Source organism: Bradyrhizobium sp. ORS 86, from assembly GCF_045571475.1.
Classification (GTDB): Bacteria; Pseudomonadota; Alphaproteobacteria; order Rhizobiales; family Xanthobacteraceae; genus Bradyrhizobium.
Genome location: NZ_CP120699.1, coordinates 267,676 through 287,327, shown reverse-complemented (window position 1 = coordinate 287,327; position 19,652 = coordinate 267,676). Strand labels below are relative to the sequence as shown.

General features: G+C 65.3%; 16 protein-coding genes and 1 tRNA gene. 9 read left to right on the top strand and 8 right to left on the bottom strand.

Going from position 1 to position 19,652, the window contains the following annotated elements; translation table 11 throughout:
• Positions 1-357: 357 nt before the first annotated feature.
• Together P6U25_RS01360 and P6U25_RS01355 are read left to right on the top strand one after the other, a co-directional pair.
• A complete protein-coding gene (locus tag P6U25_RS01360) occupies positions 358-1,812 on the top strand; it encodes a hypothetical protein (RefSeq protein WP_407149654.1) in 1,455 nt (484 codons plus the stop codon).
• Entirely contained in the window at positions 1,809-2,669 is an 861-nt protein-coding gene (locus tag P6U25_RS01355; RefSeq protein WP_407149653.1) for a DNA adenine methylase, read from the top strand. The genes P6U25_RS01360 and P6U25_RS01355 overlap by 4 nt, the downstream gene beginning before the upstream one ends.
• Positions 2,670-3,152: 483 nt before the next feature.
• Here P6U25_RS01355 and P6U25_RS01350 read toward each other — a convergent pair.
• From P6U25_RS01350 to P6U25_RS01335, 4 genes are all read right to left on the bottom strand, one after another.
• Positions 3,153-3,228 (bottom strand) — tRNA-Thr (locus P6U25_RS01350).
• 91 nt (positions 3,229-3,319) lie between these two features.
• Positions 3,320-5,050, bottom strand: coding sequence for a heme biosynthesis protein HemY (locus P6U25_RS01345; RefSeq protein ID WP_407149652.1), 1,731 nt, complete (start codon positions 5,048-5,050; stop codon positions 3,320-3,322).
• 7 nt (positions 5,051-5,057) lie between these two features.
• Positions 5,058-5,969 carry a COG4223 family protein gene (locus P6U25_RS01340; RefSeq protein WP_407149651.1) on the bottom strand — a complete coding sequence of 304 codons (912 nt, stop codon included), beginning with the start codon at positions 5,967-5,969 and terminating at the stop codon, positions 5,058-5,060.
• A gap of 384 nt (positions 5,970-6,353) precedes the next feature.
• A complete protein-coding gene (locus tag P6U25_RS01335) occupies positions 6,354-7,085 on the bottom strand; it encodes a uroporphyrinogen-III synthase (protein ID WP_407149650.1) in 732 nt (243 codons plus the stop codon).
• Positions 7,086-7,265: 180 nt separating this feature from the next.
• Here P6U25_RS01335 and tsaD point away from each other — a divergent pair, with 180 nt between their 5' ends.
• The 3 genes from tsaD to P6U25_RS01320 all read left to right on the top strand — a co-directional run bounded on the left by tsaD (position 7,266) and on the right by P6U25_RS01320 (position 9,981).
• A complete protein-coding gene (gene tsaD / locus P6U25_RS01330; protein ID WP_407152724.1) occupies positions 7,266-8,339 on the top strand; it encodes a tRNA (adenosine(37)-N6)-threonylcarbamoyltransferase complex transferase subunit TsaD in 1,074 nt (357 codons plus the stop codon).
• Positions 8,340-8,584: 245 nt separating this feature from the next.
• The gene (locus P6U25_RS01325; RefSeq protein WP_407149649.1) at positions 8,585-9,565 is read left to right on the top strand and encodes an NAD(P)H-dependent glycerol-3-phosphate dehydrogenase; all 981 of its coding nucleotides are present in this window, start codon (positions 8,585-8,587) and stop codon (positions 9,563-9,565) included.
• 2 nt (positions 9,566-9,567) lie between these two features.
• Positions 9,568-9,981: an EVE domain-containing protein gene (locus tag P6U25_RS01320; protein WP_407149648.1), complete on the top strand. Its 414-nt coding sequence runs from the start codon at positions 9,568-9,570 to the stop codon at positions 9,979-9,981.
• A 178-nt stretch (positions 9,982-10,159) separates the two neighbouring features.
• Here P6U25_RS01320 and P6U25_RS01315 read toward each other — a convergent pair whose 3' ends face one another.
• Both P6U25_RS01315 and P6U25_RS01310 read right to left on the bottom strand, forming a co-directional pair.
• Positions 10,160-11,350: a DNA topoisomerase IB gene (locus tag P6U25_RS01315; protein ID WP_407149647.1), complete on the bottom strand. Its 1,191-nt coding sequence runs from the start codon at positions 11,348-11,350 to the stop codon at positions 10,160-10,162.
• A 367-nt stretch (positions 11,351-11,717) separates the two neighbouring features.
• Positions 11,718-11,975 carry a DUF2059 domain-containing protein gene (locus tag P6U25_RS01310; RefSeq protein WP_407149646.1) on the bottom strand — a complete coding sequence of 86 codons (258 nt, stop codon included), beginning with the start codon at positions 11,973-11,975 and terminating at the stop codon, positions 11,718-11,720.
• 328 nt (positions 11,976-12,303) lie between these two features.
• Between P6U25_RS01310 and acs the strand changes: the two genes are divergently transcribed.
• Both acs and P6U25_RS01300 read left to right on the top strand, forming a co-directional pair.
• Positions 12,304-14,256, top strand: a complete 1,953-nt coding sequence (acs, locus tag P6U25_RS01305; RefSeq protein WP_407149645.1) for an acetate--CoA ligase — start codon at positions 12,304-12,306, stop codon at positions 14,254-14,256.
• 396 nt (positions 14,257-14,652) lie between these two features.
• Positions 14,653-15,168 carry a L,D-transpeptidase gene (locus P6U25_RS01300; protein ID WP_407149644.1) on the top strand — a complete coding sequence of 172 codons (516 nt, stop codon included), beginning with the start codon at positions 14,653-14,655 and terminating at the stop codon, positions 15,166-15,168.
• A gap of 106 nt (positions 15,169-15,274) precedes the next feature.
• Here P6U25_RS01300 and P6U25_RS01295 read toward each other — a convergent pair whose 3' ends face one another.
• Both P6U25_RS01295 and P6U25_RS01290 read right to left on the bottom strand, forming a co-directional pair.
• Positions 15,275-15,874, bottom strand: a complete 600-nt coding sequence (locus P6U25_RS01295) for a thermonuclease family protein (protein ID WP_407149643.1) — start codon at positions 15,872-15,874, stop codon at positions 15,275-15,277.
• 42 nt (positions 15,875-15,916) lie between these two features.
• Complete coding sequence (locus P6U25_RS01290) at positions 15,917-16,126, bottom strand: DUF1674 domain-containing protein (protein ID WP_407149642.1); 210 nt, start codon at positions 16,124-16,126, stop codon at positions 15,917-15,919.
• Positions 16,127-16,302: 176 nt separating this feature from the next.
• On the opposite strand from P6U25_RS01290, the gene P6U25_RS01285 reads away from it, so the two are divergent.
• Together P6U25_RS01285 and P6U25_RS01280 are read left to right on the top strand one after the other, a co-directional pair.
• Entirely contained in the window at positions 16,303-17,649 is a 1,347-nt protein-coding gene (locus tag P6U25_RS01285; protein WP_407149641.1) for an RsmB/NOP family class I SAM-dependent RNA methyltransferase, read from the top strand.
• A gap of 116 nt (positions 17,650-17,765) precedes the next feature.
• A complete protein-coding gene (locus tag P6U25_RS01280) occupies positions 17,766-19,517 on the top strand; it encodes a heparinase II/III family protein (protein WP_407149640.1) in 1,752 nt (583 codons plus the stop codon).
• Positions 19,518-19,652 lie beyond the last annotated feature (135 nt).

The window sequence follows — 19,652 nt, the reverse complement described above, 5'->3', positions numbered from 1 at the left end:
TGTCGACCTGCCGGGACCAAACCCACGACGTGAGCGATAGCCTGGAAAAGCCTATGCGCCTTCAAGACAGACGCCATCGCGCCCGCCGGATGCGGCTCCCGGCAAAATATCGAAAAACAACCCCATGCAAAGTAGCCTGGTGCCGCGAGGGCGCCTAAAACTGGCGACAAGCACCTGATAATTCATAGAAATTTCAACAACGACTGGAAGTCCTACCAACAGGATTACCAACAGTTCGCGGAGGCTGGCGGACTTTTTTCGGGGAAAACGGGAGAATTCCCGGCCTACCGTCCTTTGGTCAATTGCACCGCGCCCATCAGTTGCAGCATGATCCGATAGGTCTGGGGAATTGCAAACATGGCTGGCGCAGATTGGACAACGAGGCGCGTGAGCGTCGCGAGCCTTCATCTCGATCCGAAGAACCCGCGTTTAGGACGGGAGACGCTGGCGCAGGCGCCGCGTGAAATCATCCAGTACCTCTTTGAGCACGACAAGGCCCTAGAAGTCGCGGAGAGCATCGCGACCAGAGGGTTCTTTCCCAACGAACCCCTTTTGGCCGTCAACGAGAATGACCGACTTGTCGTCGTCGAAGGCAACCGTCGGCTGGCCGCGCTCAAGGCATTGCGAGAACCCGGACTTCTCGATGGGGCACAGCAGCGCCAGATCGAAAAGATCGCCCGGAAAATCATAGACCCTCAATCGCTAGCGTCCGTACCCGTAACGATTGCGCCTAATCGCCGTGCCACCGATCGGCAGATCGCTGGTCGGCATATCGGAACGCCGGTGCTCGCTTGGCAGGCTGAGAACAGAGCAAGCTTTATCCTCGAAAAATTGGCCGAGGGGTACGATAACGACGAACTGCGTGATGAACTCGGATTTTCGCTCGCCGACATTCAGAGCGCGCGACAGACCAGAGCAATTGCTGACATGGCCAGATCGCTGCCGCTGCCGGAGGAAATCAAGGCCAAGCTGGACAGCCCGCGGGCGAAAATCTTTACAACGCTCGGCCGGGTGATCGACAGTTCCGTCGGTCGTCAGCACCTGCATGTTGAGAAGGACGCCGATCACGGCATTCGGATCACAACCACAAAGCCGGAATTCGTCAAAGCCTTCAGCAAGCTTGTTTCGGACGTCGCGCTAGGCTCGCAATCGTCCCGTACCTTGAACACAAGCGAGGATATCGAAAACTACTTCAAGAGTTGGAAGCCAAGCGAGAGACCGGCGAAGAAGAAGGCCACATTCGTCCCCGCCGAAATCATAGAAGGGAAGTCGGTCGCATCGCCGGCCAGGGCGGCCCCGGCGCCCGCTGCGAAGAAAGCGAAGTCGGTCACAACAACCGTGCTGCCTCGTGACTTCAAGGTTCGGCATGGGTCAGAGCGCCTTGTCGACATACGATCCGAGCTGGTTCGCCTGAAGCGCAGCGAATTCCCGAACGCCGGCGCCGTGCTGATGCGCGTTTTCTTTGAGCTTGCCGTAACCAGCTATCTGGAAAGAACGGGGCAGATGAAGCCGTTGATCGAAAAGCTCGGCGGCAAGGGCAAGCTTCCCTATGGCGTGCCCCAAATGAAGCAAATGGCCCCAGCGATCACCAAGATCGCTAAGGAAAAGCTGGACGCGTCGGACGCAAACAAGGTGGAGAAGGCGCTGCGCTACGACGCCGCCGCGCCGTTCTCCTTGAGCGAGCTTCACGCATTCATTCATCAGTCGGGAGACTTGCCTAGCGAACGCGACATCTGGCAATTCTGGCTGCGAACCGAGCCACTTTTCCGGTTGATGTTAGAAGCCGATGACGAAGAAGACCTAGGCAAATGAACCAAGCGAGCCCACTTCGATACCCCGGCGGCAAGGCGGCCATGGCCGGGCTTCTAGGCCAAATCCGCAAACTGAACGGCCTTGGTTCGTACTCGGTTGCAGAGCCTTTCGCTGGTGGTGCCGGCGCGTCGCTCTCGCTTCTTTTCCGAGAGGAAACGTCCGAAATACACATCAACGACGCTGATGTGGCGATCTACGATTTTTGGTGGTCGCTGACGAACCGACCGGAACAGTTTTCGAAGCTGTTGAAGAAAACGCGCGTTAGTATGGCCGAGTGGCGGCGCCAGCGCGATACTTATCGATCAAACGATGGTCGATTGTCCCGACTGACCCGCGGGTTTTCCGCCTTTTACCTAAATCGCTGCAATCGATCCGGCATCATCATGAACGGCGGACCGATTGGCGGCATACACCAAACCGGCGACTGGTTAATCGATGCCCGGTTCAACAAGGAGGAACTTCACCGCCGCTGTCAAAAGATCGCAGAGTATCGAGACCGAATATTCGTCACCGACAAAGACGGCATCGATTTCGTGAAGGATCAGGACGCTTCGCGCACATTTTATTTCATCGACCCGCCCTATTTCGAGAAAGGCAAGACGCTCTACCTCAACGCCCTCGACAAGGAGTACCATAAGCGTCTGGCGTATCAGCTCCGTTCAATGGCCAACAACGCTTGGGTGTTGACTTACGACGATTGCAGAGAGATCAGGCAACTGTATAGAGGGTGGGCCACCATAAGGCCTTTCGGGCTGCGCTATGCGGCTTCCGAGAGACGCAGCGGCAGCGAAATCATGATCATCCCGAAGTGGATGAAGCTGCCTCAGACTCAAAAGTCAGAAGCTATTGATTGGTGACGAAGCGGTCGGACCGTTCACCCGCAGCCGACGTCCGATCGTATCGCCGTAGCGCGCCTTCCCACCGGTCCGGCGAGTAAGATCGCCGCGCGAAGCCGTCGACGGTCCACGACGCGACCAGGACCTTTCGCCCTCGAACTCGACGACCAGCGTGGTCGGACGGCCAGCGACGCGGCGACAAAAGGAAATCCGGAATTTGTCGAACTGACAGTCGGCGGCGCGAACGCGGTCTTCTGGAAGGTCAAGATAGCTTGTACGTCTTGTCCCTCGGACTTGCGCTCCGGACGGCCATGTCAGCCAACGGCATCGGTGTCCCCCATTCGCGGTCCTACCAACATCCGGTTTCCGGTCTACCAGCAGCCCTACCAACAGAGAGCGAGGAGGCTATGGGAGAGAGGCGGAGGTCAGAGGACGAAAAGCCGCTTTGTTTCAGCGGCTTCTATCGATGAAAGGGAGGGTAACGGAGATACTGAAATACTCAAATGGTGCCGCAAGAGGGATTCGAACCCCCGACCCCGTCATTACGAATGACGTGCTCTACCGACTGAGCTATTGCGGCGGACCGTTCGGCAACGGCCTTGAAGGGCAGCCACCTGATATCGGGCATGGCCTCGATTGGCAAGGACAAGCCGGGCCCCCGGCTTGCGGATTTAACTCCCCAAACGTGACAGAAATCCGCGCCAGCCGCCCATCTGGGCCTTGGGCGGGCCGATTTGCTCGGCAAATTCGTCTCTGGCGCCGTCCTCGTCGACCCCGGGGTCGTCGGGGGCGCGGACGATGGGGATCACGGCTGGAATCGGCGCCGGGGCGGCCTTGGGCAGGTCGGTCCGCGAGCGGAACAATGGGGCGGGCGCCGGGGCGGCTGATTCGGGGGGCGGCGCCGGCTCGGCCGGGGCTGGTTCGGCCTCGATGACCTCTGGCGGCGGGGTGTTGTCCTGTGCGGCAGGCGTGGCCGGCGCGGCGGGTTTCATCTCGATCGGCTCGGCCAGTTCTGGCGCCGCGGCCTCGTTGCCTGCCTGCTTCGGCGGCTCGACCCGGCGCGGGGCCAGCATCGCCTCCTCGAAGGCCGACGTGTCGACCGGATCGCGTTTGTCGGACGGCAGCGCCGCCACCGGCGTCTGCCACTGGAAGGCGTCGAGCCGGCCGGTGACCGGCGAGACCGGACGCCAGCGGTCCGAGACGTAGCCGTCGGCGGTCCAGACCGGATCGTGCAGCGCCCGCACCGCCCGCAAGGTCCAGGCCCGCGCCCGGCCGCTGTCGCCATGCTCGGTGCGCTCGATCTCGGCCATCAGCAGCGCGACGCGCTGGGTCGGCGCCGCGGTGAACGGCTCCAGCGCGGCGCGCGCCTTGGCGAATTCGGAGGCGTCGATCGCCGCGCGGGCGACCGCCAGCGCGCCTTCGATATGACCCGGCGTCTTGGCCGCCAGCGTCTCGACCCGAACCAGGCGCTGGCGTGCGGAATCGCCGAGCCGCACATGCGCATAGGCGTCGGCGAGATCGGGATGCGGCTGCGCCAGCCACGCCGCCTCGACGAGACGCATGGCGCGGCGCACCTGATGCGCCTCGCTGTCGAACTTGGCCGCGAGTACCGCGGCCGGAATCAGCGTCGGCGCGAGCTTGACCGCCTCCATCACGCTGTCGCGCGACAGATCGCGATCGGCCGTCTCCAGCTCCAGCGCGCGCGCCGTCAGCAAGACGCCGCGCTGCCGCCGGTAGGTCGCCTTGTCGATCAGGCCCGATGACTGATTGTTGTCGAGGATCTTCAGCGCGCCGGCCCAATCGCCTTTGGCGCAGCAGAAGCCGAGCACCGCATGCGACGCCCATGACGACGAAGGCGACACCTTCAGCGCCTCCTCCGCGAGCATCACCGCTGCGACCGGATCGTCGGCGCGCTGCGCCTCGATGAAGAGGCCCCGCAGGCCGAGCAGCCGCGTATCCTCGCGCTCGGCCATCGCGCGGAAGGCGCGCTCAGCGCCGGCGCGGTCGCCGTCGAGCTGCGCCGACTGCGCGTGCAACAGCAGCGTCAGCGGATCGTGTTCGGCATGACGGCGCGCCACTTCGGCATGCGCACGGGCCGAGGCGGAATCGCCGTGGCCGATCGCGAGCAATCCCTGCGTGATGGCGTGGCGGCCGCGGGCACGGCGGCGCTCGCGGCCGGCGCGGCGAATGCCTTCCGGCATGTTCCAGAGCGCGCGCAGGATCGTCCACGCCGCCATCGCGGCCACCACGACGATGCCGAGGCCGAGCACCAACACCGGCAGCGTCGTCACGACACGCCAGCCGCCCCAAGACAACACGACCTCGCCGGTCTGGTCGGCCACCCAGGCCGCGCCCGCCGCAGCAAGCGCGATCAACAGCAGAAACAGGATGATCCGGATCATGGGGGGCCTATTGATTGACCGAGGCGAGCGCCGCCATCGCGTTGTCGGCGAACTTGCGCGATGCGTCGAGCGCGGCACGCCGCGCGTCCACCCGCTCGATCCAGGCTTGCGCGGCGCTGCGATCGGCCGGCGGCAGCGACCTCAATTCACGTTCGGCACGGGCCAGATCGTTGTGCACGGCGGCCGAGGTCATCCGCGCGACGATGCTGCCGCGATCCGTGCCGGTGCCGGCGTCGTCGGTCCGCTCGATGTGGATTAGCTTGGAGGCTCCGGCTTGCAGGCGATCGACCAGCCCCGTGCCTGTCGTCGCATCCTGCTGCGGCGGCGCGAGCTTGGGGACGATTTCGATCAGTTCGCGGCAGAGCTTGTTCGCGTTGGGGACTCCGGATGCCGCGAAGGCGTCGAGCGGCTTCAGGACATCCGGATCGTCGGCGAGCGCCTTCGCGGCCGCAAGCGAAGTGACGAAGGGATCGCCATGGCGGACCGCGACGTCGAGCAGAGATGCGGCGACGAGCCGCCGCAACGGCGTGTCGTCGGCCGGCTTCGCTTCCGCCTTGGTGTCGGCGATCTTGCTGTCCTGCTTGGCGATCTCGGCGTTCTGCGCTTTCACCGCGCCCTCGATCCGGTCGATGCGCGCGGTGATCGCCGACAGATCGGGCAGCGCCTTCGCGCCGGTGGCGGCGGCCGCCAGCTTGTCGGATTGCGCGCGTGTGGCGGCGAGTTCGCTGCGCAGCGCCGCGATCGACTTATCCAGCGCGTCCAGGCGCGGATCGGCCGCCGGCGGCCGGCCGACTTTGGCTTCCAGCCCGGCGAGGCGCGCGCCGAGATCGTCGATCGCCGCGACGTTGAGCTGGGGCACGGGCTGCACCTGTGGCCAGCCGAGCAGCCAGCCGACCGCGATCACCAGCGCCGCGGCCACCGCGCCGGAGACCGGCGCGACCACCCAGGGCGAAACCGGTCGCGACGGCTCGGACGCCGGCGCTTCCGAAGCGGTCTCGGGATCTGGCTGCTCGGGCTCGGCAGCGGCTTCGGGCGCGGCCGTATCAGCGGATGCCCCGGGCTGCTCCGCCTTCGGCGCCGCACTGGAGACCTCGGTCGCCTCGAGCTCAATGGTCGGCGGCGCGCGCCTGGGCCGGGCGGAATCCGGCGACGGTGCTGTATCCTCGGGCCTCTCTTCAGCCATCGCAGGGTCCTCAAAACCAATGACGGCGCATTCTAGCAGAATCGGCCGGCGTTCTCAGAGCACGATCCGAAAAACTGGGAAATGGCTAACGTCATGACCAGACGAAAGAATTAGACCGGGTCAGGGCCGCAAGACGCGGTCCAGCGCGTCCAGCAGCGCGCTCTCGTCCGGCCGTGCCGCCACCGCCACCTGGGTGGCACCGGCGTCGCGGAGCACAGAGGCGACGGCGGCCGAGATGCAGCATTGCGGCAGCGCCAGGGCCGAGATTTCGAGCCCGCGCGCGCGAACCGCGTCCAGGAAGGCCAGCGCACTGCGCCGCGAATAGTGCAGCACTGCCGTGATCCGGTTCGCCAGGAACGCCTCGGTGACCTCACGCGGGAAGCTTGCGACCGGCGCCATCCGGTAGGTGGTGCGAGTGACGACGGTCAATCCCTTCTGGCCGAGTTCGCCAGCGAGATCGCGCGAGAGGTCGGCGCCGGCGAGATAGAGCAATCTTGCGGCCTTCGCCAACGCTCCGGCATCGACACGCGCCAGCACGAGATCGCGCAGCGCAATGGCATCGCCCTTTGCCACCAGCACCTCACCGAAGCCGGCGGCGCGGGCGGCATCGGCGGTGTGGGCTCCGACCGCGAACAGCGGCAGCCGCAACAGCCGACTACCTGTGAGATCGATCGCCCGCAGTGCATTGGCGCTGGTCAGCATGACTGCGTCATAATGCGTCCCGTCATCGTCATGAAACGGCAACGGTTCGAAGCGCAGCATCGGCGCCGCCAGCGCGTCGAAGCCACGCGCCCGCAGGCTGGCGAGCGTCGCCTCGTTGTCGGGATGCGGGCGCGTGACGAGGACGGCCACGACTCAGCGCTCCAGCCGCGCGAAATGGACGTTCACCAGCGATTGCACTTCAAGACCTCGCAATGCTACCCCGGAAGGGACATTTCTCTTTGATTGAGCAGGATTTGATCGGAGCACCAGTTCCGGTTTTTCCGGATCATGCTCGTAGCACAAGGGCCACAATTGAGTAACGATCGACCGATGCTGGTGCTGGGTATAGAGACCACCTGCGATGAAACCGCAGCCGCCGTGGTCGCGCGCCAGGCCGACGGCTCGGGGCGGATCCTGTCCAACGTCGTGCGCTCGCAGACCGAGGAGCACGCCCGCTTCGGCGGCGTGGTTCCGGAGATCGCCGCGCGCGCCCATGTCGATTTGCTCGACGGGATCGTCGATAGCGCGATGAAACAGGCCGGCGTCGGCTACCCGCAACTGTCGGCGGTCGCGGCCGCGGCCGGCCCCGGCCTGATCGGCGGCGTGATCGTCGGGCTGACCACCGCGAAGGCGATCGCGATGGTGCACGACACCCCGCTGATCGCGGTGAACCACCTCGAGGCGCATGCGCTGACTCCGCGGCTCACCTGCGCGCTGGCGTTTCCCTATTGCCTGTTCCTGGCCTCGGGCGGGCACACCCAGATCGTCGCCGTGGTCGGCGTCGGCGAATATGTGCGGCTCGGCACCACCGTCGATGACGCCATGGGCGAGGCTTTCGACAAAGTGGCGAAAATGCTGTCGCTGCCCTATCCCGGCGGGCCGCAGGTCGAGCGCGCGGCCGAAGGCGGCGATCCCAAGCGCTTCGCTTTCCCGCGCCCGATGCTCGGACGTCCCGACGCGAACTTCTCGCTGTCGGGGTTGAAGACGGCGGTGCGCAACGAAGCCAGCCGGCTGGCGCCGCTGGAGCCGCAGGACATCAGCGATCTCTGCGCGAGCTTCCAGGCCGCGGTGCTGGAATCCACCGCGGACCGGCTGAGCGTCGGCTTGAAACTTTTTCAGGAGCGGTTCGGCACGCCGCGGGCATTGGTCGCCGCCGGCGGCGTCGCCGCCAATCACGCCATCCGCGACGCCTTGCAGGATGTCGCGGCACGCGCGCAGACCACATTGATCATTCCGCCGCCGGCGCTCTGCACCGACAACGGCGCCATGATCGCCTGGGCCGGCGCCGAGCGGATGGCGATCGGACTGACCGACACGATGGAGGCGCCGCCCCGCGCCCGCTGGCTGCTCGACGCCAATGCGAAGGCGCCGGCCGGCTACGCCAACAGCCGCGCCGGATATTGAGTGATGCCCCACGAAGCGCGCAGCCGGCACTGTTTCACCTCTCCCCGCTTGCGGGGAGAGGCAGAGGCCGCCTTAGGCGGCCGTCCTGACCAACGCCGAAGCGCAGCTTCGGCTATGTTGCATCGAAGATGCGATCCGGGTGAGGGGGTACAGGCCTCAACACTCGGCTCGCTCGTGGATGGAGCCCCTCACCCCAACCCTCTCCCCGCAAGAGCGGGGAGAGGGAGCTTTGACCGGCCGACGTGATGCCCGCACACAGCTCAGTCAGCGTGATCGGGGCCGGCGCCTGGGGCACGGCGTTGGCCGATGTCGCGGCACGCGCCGGACGCAAGGTGACGCTGTACGCACGCAATGCCGAGCACGCAGCGCAGATTGAGACGTCGCGGATCAATCCGAGGCTCGCCGGCCTCCGGCTCGGTCCAGCGATCGCCGTGACGTCTGATGTCGCGGCTGCGGCGCGCGCCGACATCATCCTCGCCGTGACCCCGGCGCAGCATCTGCGCGCGGCCGTCAGTCATCTTGCGCCTCATCTGAAACCCGGCACGCCGGTGATCGCCTGCGCCAAGGGCATCGAGCACGGCACTCACAAATTCATGACCGAAGTGATCGCGGAAGCCGCGCCCCAGGCGGTGCCCGCCATCCTGTCCGGACCGAGCTTTGCCGACGACGTCGCGCGCGGACTGCCGACCGCGGTGACGCTAGCGGCGAAGGATGAGACGCTGGCAAGTCGCCTGGTGCAGGCGCTCGGCTCGGCGACATTCCGGCCCTATCACACGACCGACGTGCGCGGCGTCGAGATCGGCGGCGCGGCGAAGAACGTGCTGGCGATCGCGGCCGGCATCGTGGTCGGCCGTGAGCTCGGCGCCTCCGCGCTCGCCGCGCTGACCACGCGCGGCTTCAGCGAGCTCGCCCGCCTCGGGCGCGCCTGCGGCGCGCGCACAGAAACGCTTGCCGGCCTGTCGGGACTGGGCGACCTGCTGCTGAGCTGCTCGACCGCGCAATCGCGCAATTTCGCGCTCGGCCGCGCGCTCGGCCGCGGCGAAGCTCCTCCCGTAGGCAAGCTCGCCGAAGGCGCGTTCACCGCGCCCGTGCTGATCGAACTCGCCGCTTCGCAAAATGTCGATATGCCGGTATCAAAAGCCGTCGCGGCGATCCTGAGCAACACGCTGACGATCGATGCGGCGATTGAGGGCCTGCTGACGCGGCCGTTCAAGGCGGAGGAATGACAATGGCGTACTGGCTGGTGAAATCCGAACCTTCGGTCTGGTCGTGGGACCAGCAGGTGGCCAAGGGCGCGAAGGGCGAGGCATGGACCGGCGTGCGCAACTTCACGGCACGGCAGAATCTCGTGAACATGAAGAAGGGCGACAAGGCGTTTTTCTATCACTCCAACGAGGGCAAGGAGATCGTCGGCATCGCCGAGGTCATCAAGGAGGCCTATCCCGATCCGACCGACAAGACCGGTAAGTTCGTCTGCGTCGACATCAAGGCCGACAAGCCGTTGAAGACGCCGGTGACGATGGCCGCGATCAAGGCCGACAAGAAGCTCGCCGACATGGCGCTGGTGAAATATTCGCGGCTTTCAGTGCAGCCTGTGACGGCGGAGGAGTGGAAGTACGTCTGCAAGATGGGCGGCCTGTAACGTTCGACGAACTCCGCCGTCGTCCCTGCGAAGGCAGGGACCCATAACCACAGGGCGCAGTTGTGGCGCCGCGCTGGGGCCACAGCGCATTCCAGCAATCGACATTTGGGGTAATGGGTCCCGGCCCCCCGTGCGCAATTGCGCACTAGGCCGGGACGACGAGAGGGTTATGCTGAGCCTACGCTCCCGCCGCCATCACGACCTGGGCCAGCAACTGCTCACGCTTGGACTGGGTGCGGTAGCCCTTCATCGTCGCGGCGAAGCGCTCGAGGATGCCATCCTCGAATGCGGTGACGATGGTGTCGTGGACGTAGCTGCGGCGGCAGATTGCCGGCGTGTTGGAGAGCTGGTCGGCCGCGGCGCGGATCGCTTCCAGCACTTGGCGCTTGCGGCCGCGCTCGCTGGTGGCCGGCGTGATCCGCGACAGCGATTCCACGACGACCGCAGACGCCATCAGCGTGCGGAAATCCTTCAGCGAAATCTTGATGCCCGCGATTTCGCGCAGGAATGCGTTCACCGCCGTGGTCGACGCCGCGCGCACGACGCCGGACCGGTCGTAATACTGGAACATGCGCTTGCCCGGCACCGTGCGCAAAATGCCGACGGCGCGCACGAGCTTGGCCGCATCGCATTCCTTGCGCACCGCCTTGCCGCCCTTGGCCTTGAAGGTCAGCACCAGGGAATCGTCCTCCAGCGTGACGTTGGACTTCAAGAGGGTGGTGGCGCCGCGGGTGCCGTTGAGGCGGGCATAGGATTCATTGCCGGGCCGGATCGCGGTGCGCGCGATCAGCTCGATCACCGCCGACAGCGCGAATTCACGCGTCGGCTCGTCGCCGGACAGAAACGCCGAGACCTTGCGCCGGATCTTCGGCAGCGCCGCGACCAGCTTAGCAAGGCGATGCGCCTTGCGCTGCTCGCGCACCTTTTCCCAATCGGCATGGTAGCGGTATTGCAGCCGGCCGGCGGCATCGCGGCCGACCGCCTGCAGATGGGAGCTCGGGTCGCTGGAATAGCGCACCTGGCGATAGGCCGGCGGCACCGCCATCGCATGCAGCCGGCGGATGGTGCGGGCATCGCGGATGCGGGTGCCGTTGGCGCGAATGAATGAATAGCTACTTCCGCGCTTGATGCGGCGGATGGTCAGTTCGTTCTGATCGCCGAGCCTGAGGCCCAGGTCACGGGCGAGATCTTCCACCGAGGTCTTAAGGACGGCGGGCGCGTCGAACTTCAGCTTCGGCGACTGCAGCTTTGCGCGCGGCGAGAGCTTTGCTTGTGGCTTGGGCGGCCACTGGCCCAGTGCCTTCGCCAGGGCGACAGCGGGATCGGCGGAAACGGGCCGCACAGCCGCGATATTCTGCTGATCCACCATCTGTCCAAGACGCCTTCTTCTGCCTGTGCTGCCGGTAATGCCGTTTTTTGGGCTTCGTTCCGGCCGGGCCATCGGCCCCGGGAAAGCGATTTAGGGGGTCCTGACCCATATTGCGAGTCGCGAATCACTCAAAACGGTCTCTAATTACCTTTCATGGGTGCCATTCGGCCGCTAACGTTGATGTCAGGCTGCCGCGACACGCGAAATTGACGGCTGGTTCCGCCTGCTTGCGGGGTGGCGGGGTGACAGCGCCTGAAACCAGGTCAGAGGTCATGCCCCTTCTTGCGCAGCTCCTCGATGATCCGCTGCCGCATGTCCGCAGCCACGGACTGGCCGAACTTCTGGCCGGCCAGCAGGGATTGCTGCCTCACGTCTGGCCCACCGGGGTTTTGTAGAAGGCAATCAGGTCGCGCAGATCGTCCGGCGTGAAGTTGCTGGCATAGACGATGGCGACGGCTTCCGACAATTCGTTGAACCGCGCCTGGAAGCCGGCGAGCAAGATCGGCGTCAGGGTATCGTAGTCATGGTCGACGTCGCTGCGGCCCTGGACGATCGCGGGCTTCATGCTCTTCATGATGGCCGGCATCAGCGCCTTGAACTGATCCATCAGGTGGATCGTTGTCACCAATTCCCTTGCGACGGCGAGCGCCTCCGGTGTCGGCGCCGGTGCTGCCGTTTAGCCGCGCGCAAGTGGCGCGGCCAGTGACATGGCTACGACCAAGAGACCAGTGACCCGGGCCACGCGATGGAGCATAGGTTTCTCTCGTCGATGGATTGCGGTAAAGCCGTCTTAGCACATGCAACAGCCGGAGGGCGCGCCTGACGGCTACTGCGCGACAAAGGTGACAGTCCTTTTTCCTTGCCCGGCCAGAACGCGGCCACGCATACTCCCGGCAATGATGAAGACGGCTTGCCACCGCGTCGTTTGCGATCGGCAATGAGTGGAGGAAATGATGTCCGAGAAGATTTATGACGTGCCGGCTGACTGGGCCAAGCGCGCTTATATCGATGATGCCAAATATCGCGAGATGTATGCGCGGTCGGTATCGGACCCCAGCGGCTTCTGGGCCGAGCACGGCAAGCGGGTCGACTGGATCAAGCCGTTCACCAAGGTCGAGAACGTCTCCTTTGCGCCGGGCAACATCTCGATCAAATGGTTCGAGGACGGCGAGTTGAACGTCGCCTGGAATTGCATCGACCGTCATCTGGAGAAGCGCGGCGACCAGACCGCGATCATCTGGGAGGGCGACGATCCCTCCGAGTCGAAGCACATCACCTACCGCCAGCTTCACGACGAAGTCTGCAAGATGGCCAATATCCTGCGCACGCGGAACGTCAAGAAGGGCGATCGTGTCACGATCTACCTGCCGATGATTCCGGAAGCGGCCTACGCCATGCTGGCTTGCGCGCGGATCGGCGCGATCCATTCGGTGGTGTTCGGCGGCTTCTCCCCCGACAGCCTCGCCCAGCGCATCAAGGACTGCGATTCGAAGGTGATCATCACCGCCGATGAAGGTTTGCGCGGCGGCAGGAAGGTGCCGCTGAAGGCCAATGTCGACGCGGCCATCGCCAAGACCGGAGGCGTCGATTGGGTTGTGGTGGTGAAGCGCACCGGCGGTGCCGTCGACATGAACCCGACGCGCGACCTCTGGTACCACGACGCCGCCAAGATGGTCACCGCGGAATGCCCGTGCGAGCCGATGAATGCGGAGGACCCGTTGTTCATCCTCTACACGTCGGGCTCGACCGGAACGCCGAAGGGTGTGCTGCACACCTCCGCCGGCTATCTCGTGTTCGCGGCGATGACGCATCAATACGTCTTCGACTATCACGATGGCGACATCTACTGGTGCACCGCCGACGTCGGCTGGGTCACCGGCCACAGCTATATCCTCTACGGGCCGCTCGCCAACGGCGCGACCACGCTGATGTTCGAGGGCGTACCGAACTACCCCGACAACTCCCGCTTCTGGAACGTCGTCGACAAGCACAAGGTCAACATCTTCTACACCGCGCCGACCGCGATCCGCGCGCTGATGCAGGGTGGCGACGAGCCGGTGAAGAAGACGTCACGCAAGTCGCTGCGGTTGCTCGGCTCGGTCGGCGAGCCGATCAACCCGGAAGCCTGGGAATGGTATCATCGCGTGGTTGGCGACGACCGCTGCCCGATCGTCGACACCTGGTGGCAGACCGAGACCGGCGGCATCCTGATCACGCCGCTGCCCGGCGCGACCAAGCTGAAGCCGGGATCGGCGACGCGGCCGTTCTTCGGCGTGGTGCCCGAGATCGTCGATGCCGACGGCAAGACGCTGGAGGGCGAGACCTCGGGCAACCTCTGCCTGACGCGCTCCTGGCCCGGCCAGATGCGCACGGTGTATGGCGATCACGCCCGCTTCGAGCAGACTTACTTCTCGACCTACAAGGGCAAGTACTTCACCGGCGACGGCTGCCGCCGCGACGCCGACAGCTACTACTGGATCACCGGCCGCGTCGATGATGTGATCAACGTTTCCGGCCACCGCATGGGCACCGCAGAGGTCGAAAGCTCGCTGGTCGCGCATGAGGCCGTGTCCGAAGCCGCGGTCGTCGGCTATCCTCACGACATCAAGGGCCAAGGCATCTACGCCTACGTCACCTTGATGAAAGGCACTGAGCCGACGGAGGCGCTGCGCAAGGAGCTGGTGGCCTGGGTCCGCAAGGACATCGGCCCGATCGCCTCCCCCGACCTGATCCAATTCGCGCCCGGACTGCCGAAGACGCGCTCGGGCAAGATCATGCGCCGCATCCTGCGCAAGATCGCGGAGGACGAGTCGTCGAGCCTCGGCGACACCTCGACGCTCGCCGACCCGGCCGTGGTCGACGATCTCGTCAAGAACCGCCAGAACAAGAAGGGCGCGCCGGCATAGAGCGTTTTCGAGCGAAGTGGACACCGGTTCGCGTGAAGAAAACGCGTCAAACAACAATCTAGGCTGACGCCGCCAACATCGGAAAACAAAGAGTGCAGGGCCGCGCGATCATCGCCGCGGCCCTTCCGCTTCGTGGGTCGGCGGTTTCACGCAATTGTCAGAGACCCGGCGCCCCCGACGCGGATTTGCGGCGGAGTGTTGTTTCCAGGTCATTTACTTTGATCCGAACATTTCCTTTCCTTTTGCCACTATGACGTGTCTTGCGACTCGCGCGGCAACCATCCGGTTAAAGCCACGCGGCTAACATTGCGTATGTGAGACCGGCAGGCCCCGCTGTTGGGCCCTGCTGCTGGTTTTGAGGCCCCGCGAGGGGCTTGTTGGGCAGTGGAGAAGGTGATGTCGTTGAAGATTGCGGTGGCGTTGGCCGCCACCATCGGGGCGGGCGCCTTGATGTCGTCAGCCGCCGAAGCGCGACCCGAAATGGTCGGCATGCGCGCCGAGAACTATTCGCCGGGCACCATCGTGGTGAAGACGGCCGAGCGGCGGCTCTATCTCATCCTCGATTCCGGCCACGCGATGCGTTACCCGGTCGGCGTCGGCAAGGCCGGCAAGCAGTGGGCCGGCACCACCCAGATCGACGGCAAGTATCGCAACCCGGCCTGGTCGCCGCCCGCCGAATTGAAGCGCGACAAGCCGAGCATCCCGAACGTGATCCCGGGCGGCTCGCCGCAGAATCCGATGGGCGTGGCCGCGATGACGCTTGCCGGCGGCGAATATGCGATCCACGGCACCAACGTGCCGGGCTCGGTCGGCGGCTTCGTGTCCTACGGCTGCATCCGCATGCTCAATTCCGACATCACCGATCTCTATCAGCGCGTCTCGGTCGGCACGACCGTCGTCGTCACCCGCTGACATCGATCGGAGCCGGCGGAACAAAGGCCGCGCATCGGCGCGGCTTTTGTTTATTGCGGCACCAGGAGAGATCGCTTCGGAGCGCGCTGCGGAAGACCATCTTGCTTCAACGAATGGCGTTGGCGCACCAGCCGCTGCGATGCCCGCCATTGTAGGCTCGCGCGTAGCCGCCCGCGAGCAGCGCCGCCGAAACGTCGTCGGTCTTTCTTGTCGCGACGTCGGCGACGACACGTCCCTGATATTTGTCGGGACCGACATTGTAGATCACGACATCGCCCTGACGGAGCAGTTCGCGCAGCGCTGAGGTCGCCGCCTCCGCCATTCGCAATTCCTGCGGGCAGGACGCCTTCAGCTCCGGCGCATCGATGCCGCGCAGGCGGACATGCGTGGTCAGGTCGAGACCGGGCGATACATGCACCCGCGCCGCGAAGGTGTCGCCGTCGATCGTCCTGATGACGTCGGCGGGATGCCGGGCATCCGGTACGCCGGCGCGCCGCCAGATCGCATCGCCATCTCGAGGCCAGCTGTCGGACCAATGCGGGAGCGGCACATGCACCCATTGGCGGATCGGCAACATGGAGCCGGCCGCCATGCCGAGAACGAACACCCACGGCAGCGCCGCCGAGAAGCGCCGGCCCCAGCGCGACCGGCCAAAGGGCGGGCGTCCCGGCGCACGATGAGCATTTATTCTCTCGTATGGGGACATATTCCCCTGACTAGGCCTGAGTCGGCCTGTCCGGCAAGGATGTCAGAAATCGGAGGCGATGCCCTTGGTTTCCCAGTCGCCGTAACGTGTTGGTTCCGGACCCTTCGGCCCCTGGAGCTCCTTCGGCCGCGTGGCTGCGGTCTGCTCGGCGGCCTTGCGCCGCGCTTCGGCCTCGGCGAGCGCACGCTGCGCAGCCGGCGTCAGCGGCTTGCGCGGCGCCGCTTCGAGCGGCGGTGAAGAATTATCAGGCATGGCAAGACTTTCCGGCTGCGCGTCGCGCATCTTCCCGTCGGCGCAGCGACGACATGACGATCACAAGATATCTCGGAGCGATTCTTACATTTGGCATATTCGCGTGCCAGAGAGGTTTTCCAGTTCATAGGCATGAGCCGAATGTAACTTAGCACCTTCCGAGATATCTCCGCTTCATGCCTCCTTCAAGATTTGCAGTTCCTTCCGAAGTACCCGGTCTCGCGGCACGACGAATCGCGGCCGACATTCTCGACGGCGTGCTGCACAAGCATCGCACGCTCGACGACCAGCTCGACGGCGCGGGCGCACATCCCGGCCTGAAATCACTCGCCGATCGCGACCGCGCGCTGATGCGGCGGCTGGTGTCGACCATCCTGCGCCGTCTCGGCACGCTCGGCCATCTGCTGTCGCGCCTGCTCGACCGCGGCATCCCGACCGATGCGCCGCGCGCGCAAAGCGCGCTCCTGATCGGCGCCGCGCAGATCCTCTGGATGGATGTGCCCGATCATGCCGCGGTCGATCTCTCGGTGCGCCTTGTCCAGTCGGACCGGCGCGCGGCGAAATATGCCGGGCTTGTCAACGCCGTGCTGCGCCGTTGCGCGCGCGAGGGCCATGGCCTGATCGACGAGATCAAGATGCAGACCCTCGATCTGCCGCAATGGATGCTGACGCGCTGGATCGCGCATTATGGCGAATCGACCGCGCGCGACATGGCGCTCGCACTAAGCCATGAACCGTCGCTCGATCTCACGGTGAAGTCGGATGCGCCACAATGGGCGAGCCGCCTGCATGGCGAGACGCTGCCGACGGGAACCGTGCGCACCCTGCTGCAGGGTTCCGTGACCATGCTGCCGGGTTTCGCGGAAGGTCAATGGTGGGTGCAGGACGCAGCGGCTGCGCTGCCGGCGCGCCTGTTCGGCGACATCAAGGACAAGGCGATCGCCGACCTCTGCGCCGCGCCAGGCGGCAAGACCGCCCAGCTCGCCTTTGCCGGTGCACGGGTCACCGCAGTCGACCGCTCGCCGGCGCGGATGGCGCGGCTGCGCGACAACCTCACGCGGCTCGCGCTGCAGGCTGAGAACGTCGTCAGCGACACGGTCGAATGGCCAGCGCAGGCCGAAAGCTTCGACGGCATCCTGGTCGATGCGCCCTGCACCTCGACCGGAACGATTCGCCGCCATCCCGACGTCGCCTGGCTGCGCCAAGAGGCCGATATCGCCACGCTGTCGGGACTGCAGAAACGGCTGCTGCAAAAGGCCGTCGGACTGCTGAAGCCTGGCGGTACGCTGGTGTACTGCACCTGCTCGCTGGAGCCCGAGGAGGGCGAACAGGCGATTGCCGCGCTGCTGGCGGACGAATCAGGCTTGCGGCGTGCGCCGGTCGAGAGGGGCGAGGTCGCGGACCTCGACGAAATCATCACCGCCGACGGCGATTTGCGCACTCTGCCGTGTCATTTGCCCCATGCCGACGCACGATTGGGCGGGCTGGATGGATTTTACGCGGCCAGGCTGGTTAAATCCTGATTTTAAACCTGTGTCTTCTAGGCTCCGGGTGATTCGCGCGGTTTCAAGAGGGTGTCTTGGCCGCGTTTCCGGATTAATAAAGGATTCGTTCAAGATCCCCTTCCACAAGGTTAGGCGTGTCGGTCGCTCAAAGCAGACGCATCTCGACGCTGGTTGCTGGCCGCTTCGCCCGCAGCATCGTCGCACGCGTCAGCGGTGGAACCGTCGCGCTGTCACGGCTGTGGCCCGGCCGCACCGACCGGCTGATGATTGCTCCGCACGACCTCCGCACGGCGGACGCCACCCGCGCTGCGGAAATCTACGCCGGCCGATTCGTCTTCGCCGGCAAGATCGTCACCTGCCATGGACGCTCGATCTTCGATCTCGAGCCGCCGTCGGAAGATTGGGAAGCCGCGCTGCTCGGCTTCGGCTGGCTGCGCCATCTGCGCGCCGCCGACACCGCGCTGACCCGCGCCAATGCCCGCTCGCTGGTCGACGACTGGATCTCCAACCAGGCGCGCAAGCGGCCGCTGGAGAGCCGCGCTGATGTGCGCGCGCGCCGCGTGATCTCGCTGTTGTCGCAGGCACCATTGGTGCTTGGTGACAGCGACGGCAAGTTTTACCGCAAATATCTGCGCGGGCTGGCGCGCGAGATTCGCTATCTGCGCTACTCCGCGCTCGACAATGACGGCGTGCCGCGGCTGCAGGTGCTGATCGCGCTGTGCTACGCCTCGCTCTGCCTCGCCAACCAGGCGCGCAACATCAAGGCGACCTCACGCAAGCTGTCGGAGGAGTTGCAGCGCCAGATCCTGCCCGATGGCGGCCACATCTCGCGCAATCCCGGCGCACTGGTCGAGTTGCTCAGCGATCTGCTGCCGCTGCGGCAGACCTTTGCCGCGCGGAACATCGCGCCGCCGCCGGCGCTGCTCAATGCGATCGATCGCATGATGCCGATGCTTCGCTTCTTCCGGCACGGCGACGGCAGTTTCGCACTATTCAACGGCATGAGCACCGCACCGTCCGATCTCGTCGCGACACTGCTCGCCTATGACGACACGCGCGGCGTGCCGATGTCGAGCATGCCGCATTCGGGCTTCCAGCGGATCGATGCCGGCGCGGCGACCGTGATCGTCGACACCGGCCCGCCGCCGCCACCCAGCGTCAGCCAGGACGCACATGCCGGCTGCCTCTCCTTCGAATTCTCGTCCGGTCCGAGCCGCATCGTCGTCAATTGCGGCATGCCGTCCACCGGGCGCGAGAATTGGCGACCGTTCGCGCGCTCCACCGCAGCGCATTCGACACTGACCTATCGCGAGACCTCGTCATGCCAATTCGTCGAGTTGTCGGCGATGAAGCGGTTGCTGCGCGGCGCGCCGATCACCAGCGGCCCCAGCCATATCGAGAACTTCCGCGAGACCATCACCGAAGGCGACATGCTGACCATATCGCATGACGGATATCGGTCCCGCTTCGGCGTGATCCATCGCCGCGTGCTGATCCTGGCTCACGACGGCACACGCCTGGAGGGCGAGGATTCGGTTGCGCCGGCACAGGGCGGCCGCATCAAGGGCAGCGAGGCCGACTTTGCGCTGCGCTTCCATCTGCATCCGTCGGTGAAGGCCAGCCGCCTGTCGGACGCACGCGGCGTGATGCTGGTGCTGCCCAATCGCGACGTCTGGACCTTCGAGGCCTTCGACGACAAGGTCGATCTCGAGGACAGCGTGTTCCTGGCCGGCAATGACGGCCCGCGCCGCACCTCCCAGATCGTGATCCGGCAGGACGCCCGGCAGGCGTCCACGGTGCGCTGGAGCTTCGTGCGCTCCTCGACCTCGGCCTCCGCCACCAACGCGCGGCGCAATGCCCGCCGCGAGCCGGAACTGCCGCTGTAAGCGGCCGGGCGTATTGCTTCCATTCCGTGCGATTTGAACCGTCACCCTGAGGAGCGCGCACTCGCGCGCGTTTCGAAGGGTCGACGGCCACCAGCCGGGCCGTGCACCCTTCGAGGCTCGCTCCGCTCGCGGCTC

What these genes read in the sequence shown, in the direction of transcription:
- P6U25_RS01295 (WP_407149643.1), bottom strand. Translation starts at nt 15,874, where the DNA reads ATGTCCCCATACGAGAGAATAAATGCTCATCGTGCGCCGGGACGCCCG.
- acs (WP_407149645.1), top strand. Translation starts at nt 12,304, where the DNA reads ATGTCCGAGAAGATTTATGACGTGCCGGCTGACTGGGCCAAGCGCGCT.
- P6U25_RS01315 (WP_407149647.1), bottom strand. Translation starts at nt 11,350, where the DNA reads ATGGTGGATCAGCAGAATATCGCGGCTGTGCGGCCCGTTTCCGCCGAT.
- P6U25_RS01290 (WP_407149642.1), bottom strand. Translation starts at nt 16,126, where the DNA reads ATGCCTGATAATTCTTCACCGCCGCTCGAAGCGGCGCCGCGCAAGCCG.
- P6U25_RS01345 (WP_407149652.1), bottom strand. Translation starts at nt 5,050, where the DNA reads ATGATCCGGATCATCCTGTTTCTGCTGTTGATCGCGCTTGCTGCGGCG.
- P6U25_RS01360 (WP_407149654.1), top strand. Translation starts at nt 358, where the DNA reads ATGGCTGGCGCAGATTGGACAACGAGGCGCGTGAGCGTCGCGAGCCTT.
- P6U25_RS01320 (WP_407149648.1), top strand. Translation starts at nt 9,568, where the DNA reads ATGGCGTACTGGCTGGTGAAATCCGAACCTTCGGTCTGGTCGTGGGAC.
- P6U25_RS01325 (WP_407149649.1), top strand. Translation starts at nt 8,585, where the DNA reads ATGCCCGCACACAGCTCAGTCAGCGTGATCGGGGCCGGCGCCTGGGGC.
- tsaD (WP_407152724.1), top strand. Translation starts at nt 7,266, where the DNA reads ATGCTGGTGCTGGGTATAGAGACCACCTGCGATGAAACCGCAGCCGCC.
- P6U25_RS01285 (WP_407149641.1), top strand. Translation starts at nt 16,303, where the DNA reads ATGCCTCCTTCAAGATTTGCAGTTCCTTCCGAAGTACCCGGTCTCGCG.
- P6U25_RS01355 (WP_407149653.1), top strand. Translation starts at nt 1,809, where the DNA reads ATGAACCAAGCGAGCCCACTTCGATACCCCGGCGGCAAGGCGGCCATG.
- P6U25_RS01300 (WP_407149644.1), top strand. Translation starts at nt 14,653, where the DNA reads ATGTCGTTGAAGATTGCGGTGGCGTTGGCCGCCACCATCGGGGCGGGC.